Genomic DNA, 16,943 nt, shown 5'->3' with positions numbered 1-16,943 from the left:
AAGGATCTTTGATTAAGAAGTAAACCATCATTCCCTTAAACTTAAAAAATCCTTGTAGCGATGCGGTTAATTCGGCATATTTATTATTCTGGCTGTTAGGGAAGCCGCCAGTTAAAAACAAAAAATAATAAATGGCGTTTGCCAAAGGTGTGTAGGTGCGCTCAACCCTAATTTTTTCAATTTCGCTAATTTGGTTGGTTTTGTCGGGACTGTATGTTCATCCCGCAAAAGCGACAGAGGTTTCTGATCTTCATTTCACCGAAGTAAATAAAAAGCACGGTTTATCCAATACCGCTGTATTAGATATTGTCGAAGATAAACTCGGATATATTTGGCTCGCTACATCCAATGGATTGAATCGATACTCTGGCTACAATGTAAAGCAGTATCATCCCTCAGACATTGACACCCATTCAATACCTTCGGGCTACATACAGACTCTTTTCGTCGACTCCGACGGAAAACTGTGGATAGGTACTCAATCAGGCCTGGCGTTGTACCGCGCCGAAAGCGATGATTTCGAAGTTTTTGATAAAACCAATTCCGTTATAAAAAACGATTTTATAAGTGCCATTTCTGAGGCGAAAAACGGCGACATTCTATTCAGCGACACAAAGTTCCTCTATCGATTTTCGAAAGACACTTCCAAAATCAGCGTTGTAACTAGAGTTTTTGAAGAAGATAGCTTCATAAAAGTAATATTTGAGGAAGCTAATAGGATATGGGTAGGCTCAAATAAATTTGGTGCGAGAATCATAGACTCGTCAAGCAACGAGGTTTTCAGCCTAAGAAAAGTTAACCCATGGGCTATCTCATTAGATGTAAGAGCTCTCCATGATCTGCAGGTTATAAATGGAAATTATTGGCTGGCGACAAACGAAGGTATAAAAATCTACGCATCCAACGGCTTAATGGTCAAAGAACTTTTGGGTGAAGACTTAGGTATTGAAGGCGAGTTAAATTCGTTTTCAATGACGTTGGTTGATGGCGATATTTGGCTGGGAACTTTCAAAGGTCTATTTGTGTTTCCAGAAGCTGCAAAAATTGATATTCAGCGCTCTACATCTCTCGATTTTGTTCACTTAAACTCTGAAAACTATGACGTTACTGGACTTCCTTCTGCAATTCTAATGAAAGTTATGAAAGACAGAACAGGTGTAGTGTGGGCAGCAACATTTAAGCAAGGTGCATTTAGATATCACCCCGAATATGCCAGTGTCAATTTTCAACCGGTTTACAATTCCAATAGACGAGATGATGACAACTACTCAACGGTGTGGGGATTTGCTGAGTCAAAAGAAGGGGAAGTCTACCTAATCTCTCAACAACGCGGTGTGGGGAAAATTTCAAACGAGAATGGAGATGTTGAATTCTATAATATCTTCAGTTCATATGGCGATTCGCTTTCGTTTTGGGACTTAGAAATAGATGAATATGGTCGGTTTTGGGTAGCAACTTCTAATGGTCTAATGTTGCTGGAAAAATCTGGCAACGATCTAAGGAATGTACGAACTTTCTTTGAAGGCGCTTTTATCGACCACATTTTTAAGAGCAATTCGGCAATTTGGCTTCAGCTTGGTGAAAGAAAAGTTTATTCAGTTAATTCAGGGTATGAGAGATACACGAATATCCCTGATGACAACTTTGAAGTTAACTTAGAGGGTGATTTCGGAAGAATCTACGCGATTTATTCAGATGATAAACAAAGAGTCTGGTTTCGAAGCAGCGAAAAGTTAATCGTGTATTCTATTGACACCAACGAAATTGAAAAAGTCTTGGACGCTAAAGCCGGCGTAAAATCTATGGTATACGGCGTTCATGAAACAGATGACGGTATCTGGCTCACAACTCGTTCTGATGGTGTCCTAAAGTTAGACAAAACTACGCTTGAGGTAGTAAAAAAGCAGGACAGAAATAACAATAATGGATTTATCACCTCTACAACAGCAGTCGGGAATAGCATTTGGTACTCGGATACTGCGGGTATTCACAAAGTGTCACTCCCCTCGCTTACTCAATCGGATAGTATATCGAATGACCAATTAGAGTATAATTCGCTCGGTGAAGGTTCTGTCATTGCAACGTCCAACGATATTATTTATTTTGGTGGTAACAAGGGTATAAATAAAATTGCGACAACGCGTCAAGGCGCGGTAAGTAAACAACCTAGAACACTAAGTCCACAATTATATCGGTTCAGTATATTTGGCTCAAATCCTCAGAAGACGTTTGGTCTTTCTGAGATTTCAAGTGAAAACGCACTCGGTTTTAAGCCCCCTATTTCCAATATTTCGTATCAAGATCTTGTAGAACTAGATTATTTTGAATCTCGATTCAGTATCACTTTTGAACTTGTGAACCCAGTTTATCCAGACCAAGTCAACTATCGCTACAAGCTATCTAACATCGATAATGAATGGGTTTACATTGGCAATGAACGTACAGCTCAATTCAATAACATTTCATTCGGTGATTACCAATTCGAAGTACAGGCAAAGGAGCCAGGTAAATTGTGGTCGGAAAGTCGTTCTTTAAGAGTAAAGTTGGCTCGTCCACCGTGGCTACACTCTGTCGCCCTTGTATTTTACTGCATAATTGCGATGGCGGTTTTTGGTTTCATTATCCGACAATATCAATTGCGCAAAGCAAACCAACAAGCCATTAAAGAGTCTGAGGAGCGTCTTAAACTAACGCTGTGGAGTTCTGGCGATGAACTGTGGGATTGGGACGTGTATCGAGGACAAGTTTACCGTGCTAACACATGGGGAACACTCGATTTTCCGCAAGATGATATACGAACCACGGGCGCATATGATGCAAACATTCACCCGAATGATATCAATCGCGTTCAAGACGCATTGCGCGAGCATCTAGAGGGTAAGAGCGAATTCTACGAGCTTGCATACCGAGCGAAAACATTTAAAAACCAATGGGTGTGGATTCTGGATCGAGGAAAAGTAGTAGAGCGCGACCACAATTCACAACCGGTTCGAATGACAGGTACGCTTAAAAATATTCACCATCTTAAAGAAGCAGAAGAGCAACTAAACCTCTTTAAGCGCTCTATAGAGAATATTTCAGAAGGTGTATTTATTACCAATACACAGTTTAAATTCATCAGCGTAAACTACGCTTATTGCACTTACACAGGTGAAACACGAGATCAAGCGCTTGCCAGCTATATGCACTTTCATTTGTATCCTGATGCATTTACCGAAGAAATTAAAAAGACGTTGAAATCAAAAGGCAACTGGTCGGGTGAAGTTGAAAGCGTTCGTGTAAATGGCGAACGTTATGAAATGGAACTGAATATCGATGCAGTACACGATGAAGATGGCAAAATCAGCCATTTTGTTGGCGTATTTAGTGATATAACATCGCGCAAAAGTACCGAAAAAGAGCTACTTAAGCTTGCGAATACCGACCCGCTTACCGAGTTACCAAACCGCTCATTTTTCCAAGCAAGCCACCAAAACTTGGTACGTAAGGGAACACAGCATACCCTTCTTTGTTTAGACATGGATAACTTCAAGAAGATTAATGACTCGTTAGGCCATCAAACGGGTGATATCCTCATTAAACAAATTGCCAAGCGTCTTCAACGTATAACTGGCAAGAGCGCTACATGTTATCGCCTAGGTGGTGATGAATTCAGTATTTTAATGGAAGATAATGCCGATATTCATACTGTTACCCATTACGCGCAAAACTTGCTAGACACGCTATCTAGGCCGTTCATTATTAATAAGCAAGAGTTTGTGTTAGGGGCAAGCATTGGGATTGCATTTTTCCCTGACGATGGCACCTCACCACAAGAAATGCTAAAGAACGCTGATACTGCGATGTATTTTGCCAAAAATAATGGTGGTAATAGCTATCAGTTCTTTAGTGGTGAGATGAATCAAAACGCAGTGCGACAATTGCAAATTGAGAACCTTATTCGACAAGGCATAAAAGACGACCTTTTCACTGTCTACTACCAACCTAAGGTAGATATAGCATCTGGCAAACTAGTCAGTATGGAAGCCCTAGTGCGTTTCGAGCACCCTCAAAAAGGCATTGTCAGCCCCGGCCAATTCATCCCCCTAGCTGAACAAACTGGGCAAATTATAGAAATTGGCGAACAAGTATTGCGCAAGGCCTGTGCTGATACTAAACGTTGGGTTAACCAAGGTATGTTTAGCGGCCGTGTTGCGGTCAATATCTCGGCTAAACAATTTGAATTGCCAGATTTAGACGAACGCATTAATAAGATATTAAACGAAGTAGGTTTGTCGCCGCTGCACTTAGAGTGCGAAATCACCGAAGGCACCTTGATGGAAAGCCCCGAAAATGGGCTTAGAATGATGAACCGTCTACGCGAACGAGGCATCCACCTTGCTCTTGATGATTTTGGTACAGGCTACTCATCGTTGGCGTACTTAAAACGCTTCCCGCTCAATACGCTTAAAATTGATAAGGCCTTTATCGACGACATTGCAAAGAGCAATGTAGATAGGCATATGGCAGCGGCCATCATTAATATTGCACACAATCTCGGCCTTAAAGTGGTTGCTGAAGGTGTAGAAGAGGAAGCACAGCTTAATATTCTTCGTCGCTACGATTGTGAAATGCTGCAGGGCTTTTTGTACAGCCGCCCGTTAAACGCGGAGCGTTTCGAAAAGCTGCTATCAGAAAACCAGAAACTTCACACACTCTTAGGCCAATCAAATTTCTAACCTTTCATCATGCGGGCAGTTGATATCACCACTGCCCTTTCCCTTTGAACTTTAGAAGGCTAGGCACAGTTTTTCCCCTGCTATTCAAATATTTGGCACCTCATTGCCTAGCGTAACCCTACCATTTCTCTCGACACCGTCAAAACTGTGACAAATCAACACAAAACCATTGTAAGCAACTGATTTATATCAATTTTTTCAAACTGGCACAATAATAGCTTTAATAGAATTACCGAGTATAAAAACAATATATCGGTTTTGTTTGTTCGTTCAAAAAAATTAGAGGAATTTATTATGTTGAAAGAGTACGCGGTTGCACTAGTACTTTCTACCACCACGCCAGTAGCAGCAGATAAGCAAGAAGGTGCTAAACCTGTAAGCGACTCTCAAAAAGAGACTATTACTCAGCCACAAAATATTAAGCCAAAGTCAGGCGGTGGCGTTGGTGTTGGCTGGTAAGTCTACCCATTCCGAATTCTAAAAAAGAGAGCAAAGCTCTCTTTTTTTTCGTCTTCAATTTGGCAGACTTAGAAAAGAGACTACAAAAGCCTAGGCGGCGATATAAAGGTTATTAAAGCCTACTGCATTGCGCCAATGAATATGTCGCGATATAGAGAACATAGGGAGTAATATAGGCCCTAGTATAAGGCCACCCAAAGCCCACTTTTTAGCATGCATTCCCCACTTGAACGCTTCCACGTAGAAATAGACAGAGCATATTGCGCTAAGTACAACAAGTGATATCACAGCGTCTCCTGAAACTTCAAATACACCCAAACTTATCAATTTAATTGATAGGTGCCTGATTAAGGTGCCAACAATTTGACTACTCAAAATTTAAACAGCGCGAATTTTACCCAAAAATGAACAATAAACCAGCAAAAACGAGCATTACATACAAAAAAACCGGGCAAAGCCCGGTTTTTAACACTATATTTACTATTTAGTAAAAAGATTGATCAGATTCAGCCATCTTCACTAAAATGTCTGCAGGCGCAAATTTACCGCCTACTGCAGTTGCGTAATGATTTAATCTTGCGACCACATGCTTAATGCCAAGGCTATCCATGTAACGGAAAGGACCACCTAAGAATGGCGGGAAGCCAATACCGAAAATGGCACCTATGTCTCCGTCTCGCGCATTGCGAATCACGCCTTCATCAAGGCAACGAGCTGCTTCATTTAGCATCATAAGCACGCAGCGCTCTGCAACTTCTTTTTCGCTAAGTTTAGCAGAGGGTGACAACCCAAGAAGCGAATAAATGCTTTCATCAACTTCTTTGCCCGGCTTTTTACCCTCGTAAGAATAAAAACCTTTTTGGTTTTTCTTACCCTTACGGCCATCAGCTAACACCTTGTCAAACGCACTAGGTGCAGTAAAACGGTCGCCAAACGCTTCAACCAAGAAAGGAATGATCTTAGTGCCTACGTCAATACCTACTTCATCAAGCAGTTTTACTGGGCCCACTGGGAAACCGAACTTAACCAAAGACTTGTCAATATGCTCAATTGGCTCACCGTCTAGAATAAGGTTTGCGGCCTCGTTCATGTATGGGGCAAGTATGCGGTTAACATAAAAACCGGCACCGTCCTTAACAACCACAGGGGTTTTGCCCTGTTTCTTAGCAAATTCAACAGTTGAAGAAATAACTTGGTCTGAGGTTTTTTCATGAGCAATAACTTCGGCCAAAGGCATCTTATCAACTGGCGAGAAATAGTGAAGACCAATCACATTTTCAGGTCGCGCTGCTTTCGCCGCAATTTGCGTAATGGGAATAGACGAGGTGTTTGATGCGAAAATCGTACTTTCTTTGCAGTTAGTTTCGATATCATCAACCATCTTTTGCTTAAGATCTAGATCTTCAAACACCGCTTCAACCACGATATCAGCATCTTGATATCCACTGTAATCAAGCGTACCTGTTAATAAGGCTAGCTGCTTTTGCATCTCGCTATTGCGCATGAAGCGCTTTTTAACTTTCTTATTGAGAATGTCGTAGCTGTACTTCATAGCATTAGCTATGCCTTCAGCACGTACGTCTTTTATACGTACTGGCACACCCGCTTTAGTCGAGGTTACATAGGCAATTCCACCGCCCATTAAGCCGCCACCAAGAACACCAACTTTCTTCATTTTTTCTGGTTTTACGCCCTCAACGCCGTTTTCTTTCTTCATTTCTGTAGTTGCAAAGAAAATTTGACGAAGTTGGAATGACTCTGGCGTCATTACTAGCTTACCAAAAGCTTCTGCTTCAGCTTTCAGGCCCGCTTTCATACCATCATTCATGCCCGTTTCAATTACATCAATGATGTAACCTGGCGCAGGATAGTTGCCTTTAGTTTTTGCAAATGTAGCTTCGCGTGCCTTCTTGAATAACATGCCTCGGCCTGGACCTGTATTTTCCAGCATTTTATTCATAACGCCTTTTTGAGGCGCTTCGCGTTCAGGTTTGCGCTTAAGCGCAAATTGCTCAGCAACTTTTAATAGCACGCTGTGTGGAACCACATCATCAACAATACCGTACTTCTTCGCTTGCTTTGCTCGTGCTGGCGCACCAGTAAGCATCATTTTCATAGCTTGCTGAATACCAATAAGACGCGGCAGTCGCTGAGTACCACCACTACCAGGTAAAAGCCCTAGCTGTACTTCTGGCAAACCTAATTGCGTGCTTGGTGAATCGGTACAAACACGATAGTGACAAGCAAGAGCTAACTCTAAGCCACCACCTAGCGCTGGACCATGAATGGCCGCAACAAATGTCGCTTTCATGCTTTCAATTCTATCGAATATGGCTTGACCGCCAGCTGCGATAGTTGTGGCATCTTCAGCGGTCTTACACGCCGCCAGCATAGTAATATCTGCACCTGCAACAAATGAACTCGGCTTGCCACTGGTCAATACAACACCTTTAATGCTGCTGTCGCTCTCGATGTCATCTAGCATGGCTGATATTTCGTCACCGAACTCAGCCTTTAACGTGTTCATGCTTTCGCCAGGCACATCCATGCTAAGAATAGCAACACCATTGTCTTGCTTAGTAAGAGAAAAAGCGCCTGAAGCGGGTTGTGCTTCATTTGTCATGTCTTGTTCCTGACTCATCTTATTCTGTCTCCACAATCATTGCGGCACCAAGACCACCCGCCGCACATGCAGTCAGTAGACCTGTACCACCGCCACGACGGTTTAATTCATTCAACATCTGCGTGATCATACGCGTACCTGTTGCGGCAAATGGGTGGCCATAGGCAATTGAGCTTCCCATTACGTTGAATTTATCCATATCAATCTCGCCAGTTGCTTTACTTCTGCCCAGTTTCTCTTGAGCAAATTTGTCACTCGCGAACATTTTTACGTTAGCCAGTGTTTGTGCAGCGAAAGCTTCATGCATTTCGATAAGCGTTAAGTCGTTAAGGGTCATACCCGCACGGTCTAATGCGATTGGCGTAGCATAAGACGGCCCCATCAGCATATCTTCCCATACATCGATAGCAGAAAACGCATAGCTCTTGATGTAGCCCAATGGCGTGTAACCAAGTTCTTTAGCGCGACTTTCTGTCATCATAAGCACCGCTGATGCGCCGTCGGTAAGTGGTGTAGCGTTAGCCGCAGTTACCGAGCCGTACTTTTTATCAAATACAGGACGAAGCTTCGCATACCCTTCTAGCTTAGAATCGAAACGCACGTTATTGTCGCGCTCAAGTGCACCTTTATACGGTTCTGCATAAGCCGTCATTACTTCACTAGACAGCTTTCCTGCTTCCCAACTTTCGGCCGCAAGACTATGAGAGCGGTGTGCTAGTTTGTCTTGATCTTCACGAGAAATTTGATGGGTTTTAGCCATTTGCTCTGCAGTTTGGCCCATTGAAAGGCCTGTTGAGTATTCTGCTACTGCCGGAGGCACTGGCGCCAAGTCTTTTAACTTAAGACGCTTAAAAATATTGAGCTTCTGACCCAACGTTTTGGTCTTTTGAAGGTCAACTAGTGCGCGCGCTAAGTTTTTTGAAACACCAATCGGTGATACCGATGTTGAATCTGCACCACCTGCGATACCAACTTGTACTGTACCTGCCATCATACTTTCAGCGATATTCACTGCAGATTGGAAGCTGGTCGCACACGCGCGAGAAACACTATACGCATCGGTATGTACGTTCATGCCGGTACCAAGCACGATTTCACGCGCAATATTTGGAGCTTCAGGCATTTGAACAACTTGACCATAAACAACTTGGTCAACCCACTCTTTTTGAACACCATGGCGAACGAGTAGTTCGTTTACGACCATTTTACCTAAATCAACAGCCGGTACGCCGTGGAAATATGTCGCCATTTTTGCAAACGGAGTACGTAACCCCGCGACAATGGCGATGCGATCACCCTCTCGGGTAGTAACTGATTGTTTTGTTGCCATAATGCACCTAAATTAATGACCTAATTGAGTTGAGCGATAGCACTCACATTAAGTGGTCAGACCTGTAATACACCCGATTTTTACAAACAATGAACAAAATAGCAAATTATGCCGTTAAGGTGTCATGATAAATGTAACATTTGTTAGATGGGTATACGTGCTTTCTGTTCATTGTTGATCAGCGTAATACGTCGCAGATTTATTGCGATTAAACGACTTGAAGAAAGATAGAATGAACCTTATATGGAAAACATAGTCTGTTTTGTGTCATTGTGAATGGTGTTTTAAACGTGTTCTTTAGAACATAAACCCATCGACTGACACTTCCTTAATAAAGATAACTCAAACGGAATTTTGCAAAATGGCAGCAGAGCAGTTTCAACAGTTACATGCTTATTTAAATCAACAAATCATTGGCCAACACGCGCTGACTAAAAGTCTTCTTATCGCACTTCTCGCCGATGGGCATCTACTTGTTGAAGGGCCTCCGGGACTTGCTAAAACACGCGCAATTAATGCACTTGCAAACGGTGTCGACGGCGACTTTCACCGTGTCCAGTTCACACCAGATTTGTTACCCGCTGATTTGACGGGTACGGATATTTACCGTCCTGAAACGGGCGAATTCGTATTTCAAAAAGGCCCACTTTTTCACAATCTAGTATTAGCGGATGAAATAAACCGCGCGCCAGCAAAGGTTCAATCGGCGTTACTTGAAGCCATGGCAGAAAGACAAATAACGGTGGGTAGTAAAACTTACCCGTTGCCTCCCTTGTTTCTAGTAATGGCTACACAAAACCCACTCGAGCAAGAAGGTACTTATCCCCTTCCAGAAGCACAATTAGATCGCTTCTTAATGCATGTCGATATTGATTATCCAGGAGCGGAAACTGAACTTGAAATTTTACGCTTAACGCGCGGAGAGGCACTATCAGAGCCACCAGTGACACCGCCTACCCTGACTCAAGACGATATTTTTACGTCGCGGAAAGAAGCCCTTTCGCTATACATGGCACCTGAATTAGAGCAATACCTCGTTCAGCTCATTGTTGCCACAAGACAACCTGAAAAGTTTGACGCTAACTTGGCACAATGGATTGCAATGGGTACAAGCCCTCGAGCAACGATAAGCCTTGACCGCTGTGCCCGCGCCCATGCATGGCTAAGTGGGAGAGACTTTGTAGGTCCAGATGATATTCAAGCGGTGGTTCACAATGTGTTGCGTCACAGAATTATTCTGTCGTATCAAGCAGAAGCTGAAGGCGTAACGGTAAATGATGTTTTGGACAAAATTGTCACCACTGTAGCAGTACCGTAAATTATGATAAATGTTCAAGCACAGCTTCAGAAGTTGCTGAGCGATGGGGTGAATTTATCCACTGGTGAATTGTTGCGATATCAACAGCTCGCTAAACTGTTCAGTCTTGCGCCTAAACGAGCCCCTCAAGCTCGACTTGCTGGTAGCTATTTAACGAAGCACAAAGGCCGTGGTATGGAGTTTGATGAAGCTCGTCACTACCAGAGCGGCGATGATATTCGTGCAATTGACTGGCGCGTGACTGCGCGAACAGGAAAAACGCACACTAAGGTTTATCGCGAAGAGCGGGAACGTCCGGTTTTCTTGTTTTGCGATTATCTGCCTTCGATGGCGTTTGGTACGCAACTGCTGACTAAAGCCGTACAAGCTTCACACGTGTGCTCACTGATAAGTTGGTCAGCTGCAGCTCGCGGAGACAAAGTAGGCGCGCTTATTTTTAATGCCACACAACATAAAGAAATTAAGCCACTAACCCGAAAAAAAGCAGTGCTTCGTGTATGTCATGAACTTCTTGAGCTACACCAGCAAAGCCAGCAAAATAAGCCAAACAAGGAAAGTGATGATGATGCGTTCGCGCAAGCCTGTGCCAGAGCACGCCGTCTCGCCCGCCCTGGTAGCTTGGTCTATTTAGTGTCAGATTTTCAACATCTAAGTACACAAGCTATTGGCCACTTAAACCATCTTACGCGACATTGTGAAGTGCGTGCGGTTGTGATCAATGATCCTATAGAATACTGCCTACCTTCTCTTACAAGTATGCAAGCTGTGAGTGTTTCTGATGGGAACACTCAGCAGCAATGGTTGCTTGGTGATGCAACCGAGCATGAACAATACAAGCAATGGCGAAATGAGCAAAATACGTTTATCAACGACATCCTGAAAAAAAATAATATCTCCCGTTTTACCGTTTCAGCCGGTATTCCCCTTGATGACCAACTTCAAAGTATGCAAAGGGAGCAATTGTGATGCAGTCGCAGCAAATACCAAACGCTAACATATCTCCCCAGGCAACTATGCCAAGTAGCTTACCCACTAATATCGCGCCAGTGGACGATCCTTTGGCACAGCTAAAAGATATTCACGTTCCAAGTGACGTAAACTTCTGGCCTCTCGATTGGGGATGGTGGGCACTAGGTGCAATAATAATTGGTATTTTATACTGCCTAACTCGATGGGTACTAAACCACATTCGGTTTAATAAACCTCGCAAGCAAGCGCTCGCATTACTAGAAGAAATAAAACCTACTGATGATGATTGGCCGCTTGCGCTTAATGGCTTGTTAAAACGCACTGCCCTGACGTATTACGACCCACAACGCGTTTGTGCACTTCACGGTAACGCATGGTATGCCTTTTTGCTGAAAAAGAGTTCAAAAGCCCACGATGATATTGCACAAGGCTTTGACTTACTTGCAAAAAACGCATACCAGAAGACCCCATCTGAAAGTGATTTCAAGCGCTGTTCTCAAGCAGTAAAACTGTGGCTGCTAAATGCTCGCTTTGAAAAAGCGGGTAAAGAAGCCGAAAAAGCAAGTTCGAGTAGCGACACTATGGAGGCTACCAATGCTTGAGTTTTCTTGGTGGTGGGTATTTTTTGCGCTTCCCCTTCCTTTTATTGTTCGATTGATTGTGCCAAAAACAGCAGATACTCAGCTAGCAGCGCTAAGAGTTCCTGCGCTTCGACCACGTGAAGCGGTATCTGATAATGTCATCGCCAAACGCACATTCCCAATGGTGATAAGCGCGCTAATTTGGCTTTTGTTAGTTACTGCTGCCGCTCGGCCACAATGGTTAGGTGACCCCATTAGTATTCCCAATGAAGGCCGTGAAATGATGCTGGCAGTCGATTTATCAGGCAGTATGAAAATAGATGACATGCAACTCAACGGCCGTCAGGTTAATCGACTAACTATGACGAAGTCAGTTGTTTATGACTTTATTCAACGACGCGTTGGCGACCGTATTGGTCTAATACTCTTTGCAGACACGGCGTACGTTCAAGCGCCTTTGACGTACGACAGAGACACGGTTTCAACCCTATTGAGTGAGGCCGTAATAGGCCTGGTCGGTGAGCAAACCGCTATTGGTGATGCAATTGGTCTAGCAGTGAAGCGTTTTGACGAACGAGAAGAGTCAAATAACGTACTGATATTACTGACCGATGGTCAAAATACGGCTGGTAATATCACGCCTGAACAGGCCAAAGAACTGGCAATCAACAAAGGCGTGAAAGTGTACACCATTGGTGTAGGGGCAGATAAAATGCTGATACAAAGTTTTTTTGGCAGCAGACAAATCAACCCGTCTCAAGAGCTTGACGAAGACATGCTAACCGATATTGCAACATCAACAGGTGGTCAATACTTCAGAGCTCGCAACGCACAAGAACTGCAGGCTATTTATCAACAGCTCGATGAATTAGAACCGATAGAGGGTGAAGCGAGAAAAATGCGCCCGCTAACAGCACTCTTTTACTACCCATTAGCGTTAGCACTTTTCCTGTCTTTATGCTGGGTTTTTGGCGCAATAGCAGCAAGCACTTTTCACGCTATAAACCAAAAGCGTGGATTGCGTAACGATAAGTCCATGGACAGTGAGGTGACAAGATAATGGATTTTTCGGTTTTACCTTCGTTTTTACAATTAGGTGACTTTCACTTTTTACGACCGGTCTGGTTTTTCGCATTGATACCTTTGTTATTATTGCTTATCTGGTTAAAGCGTAATGTTGCTACGCAGTCGGGCTGGCAAGCGGTCATCCCACCCCATTTGTACCAACATATGATTATTGGCAAAACAGAGAAAGGACAGCGCCCCCCGCTTTGGATGCTCGCCTTGGTGTGGTTTATAAGCGTAGTTGCATTGGCAGGCCCTACGTGGGAACGACTTCCACAGCCTGTTTATCAATTAAAAATGGGGCATGTGATAGTGCTAGATATGTCACTATCGATGCGCGCCACTGACATGACACCCGACAGACTCACCCGTGCAAAGTACAAAGCCATAGATCTCGTCAATGCGCTTGGCGAGGGAGAAATGGGGCTTGTTGCTTACGCGGGTGATGCCTTCGTTATTTCCCCCCTAACTGAAGATGCGAATAACATAACAGCACTATTGCCTAGTCTATCGCCAGAGATCATGCCAGTACCGGGCAGTGATCCTTTATTAGGCATTGAAAGCGCAGCACAACTGCTAAATAACGCAGGCTATAACTCAGGAATGATTTACTGGATTACAGACGGTATCGACTTTCAGCAACAAAAAGAGTTACAAGAGTATGTCTCGTCTATTCCCTTCACTGTAAATGCACTTACAGTGGGAACCTCACAAGGTGCTCCAATACGTCAATTAAGTGGTGAGCTACTAAAAGACGCCTCGGGCAGTATTGTCATTCCTAAACTCAACAATAGTGCGGTAAGTGGCGTTGTTAAGGCAAGCGGCGGTTCATTTGAAACATTCACGTCAAATGACAATGATATAAACGCCCTAGCCTCACTTTCTCTATCGCAGAGAAAAGCGTCAGATGAAGAGAAGCAAGAAGACAACAACCAAGGAGATCAATGGAAAGAAGTGGGCGCCTATTTGGTACTCGCGATGCTTCCGTTTGCAGCGTTGGCGTTTAGAAAAGGGCTACTGTTTATCTTGCTAGTGGGAATACTTAGTCCAACATTACCAGTGCCCGCGCATGCGCAGCAAAATACGAACGTTGCCCCCCCCCTTGCAGAGCGCAGTGCAGAGACTTCGCTTTCTTGGTGGCAAAAACCTTTTTTGAACGACGACCAAGAAGCGCATTCTTATTATGAAAATGAACGCTTTGAAGATGCTTCGAGCCAATTTAACGATCCTTCTTGGAAAGCCTCTGCACTGTACAAATCTGGCGATTACGAAAAAGCACTTGATGCGTATAACGCTATTGAGGGCGCAGATAGCTTGTATAACCAGGGCAACGCGTTGGCTAAATTAGGGCGCTTTGAAGAGGCAATTGAGAAATACAGTGAAGCACTGTCTCTTGCACCAGATATGCATGATGCAGCATCGAATAAGGCGCTTCTTGAAGAGCTTTTGAAGCAACAAGAACAGCAGAATCAAGACAATCAGCAATCTGATGATCAACAGCAAGATAGCGATGACAGTCAGTCAAGTGAGCAAAATGGTGAGAATGACCAACCTAAGGATGGGAGCGAGCAACAACAGAACCAAAATAGTGATGGGCAAAATCAACAAGATAATAATGACGATGCTCAACAAGATAATGGTCAAGACCAGAATCAACAAAAAGAGCAGTCACAATCGCGAGAGAGTGAACAGCAGGATCAGGATGATAAAGATGCCTCGCAACAACAAGATGACACTGATGATTCAAATGATGAACAGCAACAAGCAGAAAATCGTGAGTCTCAGCAAGACCAAAACGCCAATGCTGAGGCAATGCAAGCTCAGCAAGGCGAACTAACGGATGCCGAAAAAGAAGAACTACAACGAATGGAAAGTTTAATGCGACGCGTGCCAGACGACCCTGCCTTTTTGCTTAAACGCAAGATGCAATTAGAAGCACAAAAACGTCAACGACAGCGCATGCCTTCAAACCGGAGTGATTGGTAAATGAAAGTACTCTCACTATCTACTTATTTGATTTTATTTTTTGCCGTATTCGGTAACACATCATACGCGGATGTAAACGCAGTTGAGGCCACTATCGATAGAAACCCAGTGATGTTGGATGAAGCAATTCGACTTACCATCACGGCCGATGGCAGCGTTGAACGAGACGCCTTTGATAGCTCTCCTTTGTTAAAAGATTTTGTTGTAGGTCGAACCTCTGTTAGCAGTCAAACGTCAATAGTGAATTTTGATACAAAGCGCACAACGGTCTGGACTACAACCCTATTCCCTCGAAAGGAAGGCGTATTTACCATACCAGCGCTAATGATTGAGGGTAAACGTACAAAACCTATTGAAGTACAAGTTATTCCCGTCCAAGAACAAAGTGGTGTAGCTAGAGACTACTTCGTTACAACCGATATCGATTTAACTGAAGCGTATTTAAATCAACAACTGCTCTACACGGTAAAGCTCTATCTATCGAGCAATATCGAGCGCGGTAGTTTGCAAGCCCCCGAAATGCAAAATGCCGAAATCACTCAGCTCGGTGAAGATAAGCAATACACTGATATTGTTAATGGTAGGCGTTATCAAATCATTGAGCGTCAATTTGCTGTCGTGCCTCAGGCGTCCGGAGAGTTTATTCTTCGCGGCCCAATCTTCACAGGTGAAGTCATGGCAGCAAATACAAATCAGCGCTTTGGTTTCTTTAATCGAACCCAGCAGATTAATCGCGTTGGTCCAGACATTACGGTAAATATAAAACCGATACCGTCAGACATTGATTATCCATGGTTGCCTTCTGAGATGGTGAGAGTAGACGAAGAATGGCCCCAAGGTGACGTTTTCGTTGCGGGTGAACCTGTCACGCGCATTGTGACGCTTACCGCGTTAGGTGTAGTAGAAGAGCAGTTACCAGACATTCCAGAATTCTACCCGCCTAACTTTAAGTTGTATCCAGATCAATCGAATACAACTACCGTCGAGCGTGACCAAAACCTTATATCTCAGCGTCAAACATCATTAGCTATTATTCCAACTGAAGCTGGCTCGTTTGTATTGCCAGAAATAACTATTCCGTGGTTTAACACGCTAACCGAACAAACCGAATATGCCACTATTCCAGCGCGAACTATTACCGTTGTAGCCGCCAACACAAATAGTACTGCACTGCCGCAAGTACCTGATACCCCAAGCAACAAAAACGCCACCGATAACCCAACGTTGCAAACCGAAACGAGTGCTCCGCTAACGGGTGAAGAGAAGCTAAACAATCAAACTGCGCACATTGAGGAAAGCGGCCAAAATAATTCCGTTTATTTTTACTTAATGCTGGTAATTGCCGTACTTTGGGCCCTTACACTAATCGCCTGGATGGTAACTTATAAGAAATTAAAGCACGCGAGCGCTGCTCCAATTACCCCCGCAAGCTATAGCACGAATACGTTTCAGCATGGCGATGAGAAAAGTGCCTATGACCACCTAATATCTGTCGCTAAACAGGGAAAAGTGAGAGAGCTCGACAATGCATTGCAGCAATGGCTAGCAACCCTTAATGATGGCAAAAGCCAACGTGCGATGCCTGGTGATATTGCTGAGTCAGCGCCTCTAAAGTCGCATATGGAACGAATTCACAAATTGCGCTTTTCTTCATCTGCTAAAAACAATAACAATGAACACAAAGAGTTGTCTGAAAACCTGAAATCGCTAGTACAAGACATTAAAGATACGAGAACAGCTTGGCTAAAGAGAACTAAAAAAGCGACGAACACGTTATCTAACTTATATCCGGCGTCATAAACCGCAATTCTATTGCACAGGGAGTTGACGCCTCGTTATAACAGAAACGTCATAAATAAGTTGCGCGCCTTTGGCTTTGCTTAATGACAAAGCC

11 protein-coding genes are annotated in these 16,943 nt (G+C 43.7%); 8 read left to right on the top strand and 3 right to left on the bottom strand.

Annotated elements, in window-relative coordinates:
* The first annotated feature begins 155 nt into the window (after nt 1-155).
* Nucleotides 156-4,718, top strand: coding sequence for an EAL domain-containing protein (locus JN178_RS06105; protein ID WP_202264477.1), 4,563 nt, complete (start codon nt 156-158; stop codon nt 4,716-4,718).
* Nucleotides 4,719-5,012: 294 nt separating this feature from the next.
* Nucleotides 5,013-5,177 (top strand): hypothetical protein, encoded by a 165-nt coding sequence (locus tag JN178_RS06100; RefSeq protein WP_202264475.1) that lies wholly within the window; start codon nt 5,013-5,015, stop codon nt 5,175-5,177.
* 90 nt (nt 5,178-5,267) lie between these two features.
* On the opposite strand, the gene JN178_RS06095 is transcribed toward JN178_RS06100, so the two are convergent.
* The 3 genes from JN178_RS06095 to fadI all read right to left on the bottom strand — a co-directional run bounded on the left by JN178_RS06095 (nt 5,268) and on the right by fadI (nt 9,130).
* The gene (locus JN178_RS06095) at nt 5,268-5,465 is read right to left on the bottom strand and encodes a hypothetical protein (RefSeq protein WP_159623151.1); all 198 of its coding nucleotides are present in this window, start codon (nt 5,463-5,465) and stop codon (nt 5,268-5,270) included.
* A gap of 196 nt (nt 5,466-5,661) precedes the next feature.
* Entirely contained in the window at nt 5,662-7,800 is a 2,139-nt protein-coding gene (fadJ, locus tag JN178_RS06090; protein ID WP_202264473.1) for a fatty acid oxidation complex subunit alpha FadJ, read from the bottom strand.
* Nucleotides 7,801-7,819: 19 nt separating this feature from the next.
* Entirely contained in the window at nt 7,820-9,130 is a 1,311-nt protein-coding gene (fadI, locus tag JN178_RS06085) for an acetyl-CoA C-acyltransferase FadI (RefSeq protein WP_159623153.1), read from the bottom strand.
* A gap of 361 nt (nt 9,131-9,491) precedes the next feature.
* Between fadI and JN178_RS06080 the strand changes: the two genes are divergently transcribed.
* Genes JN178_RS06080 through JN178_RS06055 form a run of 6 tightly spaced genes read left to right on the top strand, consistent with a single transcriptional unit; the run spans nt 9,492 to nt 16,849 of the window.
* On the top strand, nt 9,492-10,448 hold the full coding sequence (locus tag JN178_RS06080) for an AAA family ATPase (RefSeq protein WP_159623155.1): 957 nt from the start codon (nt 9,492-9,494) through the stop codon (nt 10,446-10,448).
* 3 nt (nt 10,449-10,451) lie between these two features.
* Nucleotides 10,452-11,414: a DUF58 domain-containing protein gene (locus JN178_RS06075; RefSeq protein WP_202264471.1), complete on the top strand. Its 963-nt coding sequence runs from the start codon at nt 10,452-10,454 to the stop codon at nt 11,412-11,414.
* Nucleotides 11,414-12,019: a DUF4381 domain-containing protein gene (locus JN178_RS06070; RefSeq protein WP_232369763.1), complete on the top strand. Its 606-nt coding sequence runs from the start codon at nt 11,414-11,416 to the stop codon at nt 12,017-12,019. The genes JN178_RS06075 and JN178_RS06070 overlap by 1 nt, the downstream gene beginning before the upstream one ends.
* Nucleotides 12,012-13,058 (top strand): vWA domain-containing protein, encoded by a 1,047-nt coding sequence (locus tag JN178_RS06065; RefSeq protein ID WP_202264467.1) that lies wholly within the window; start codon nt 12,012-12,014, stop codon nt 13,056-13,058. Before JN178_RS06070 ends, JN178_RS06065 begins: the two co-directional genes overlap by 8 nt.
* On the top strand, nt 13,058-15,049 hold the full coding sequence (locus JN178_RS06060) for a vWA domain-containing protein (protein ID WP_202264465.1): 1,992 nt from the start codon (nt 13,058-13,060) through the stop codon (nt 15,047-15,049). The genes JN178_RS06065 and JN178_RS06060 overlap by 1 nt, the downstream gene beginning before the upstream one ends.
* A complete protein-coding gene (locus JN178_RS06055) occupies nt 15,050-16,849 on the top strand; it encodes a BatD family protein (protein WP_202264463.1) in 1,800 nt (599 codons plus the stop codon).
* The last annotated feature ends 94 nt before the right edge of the window (nt 16,850-16,943 follow it).

The sequence above is a fragment of the Alteromonas sp. KC3 genome, from assembly GCF_016756315.1.
In the GTDB taxonomy this organism is placed as follows: domain Bacteria; phylum Pseudomonadota; class Gammaproteobacteria; order Enterobacterales; family Alteromonadaceae; genus Alteromonas.
This window is presented reverse-complemented; position numbering and strand designations above follow the sequence as displayed.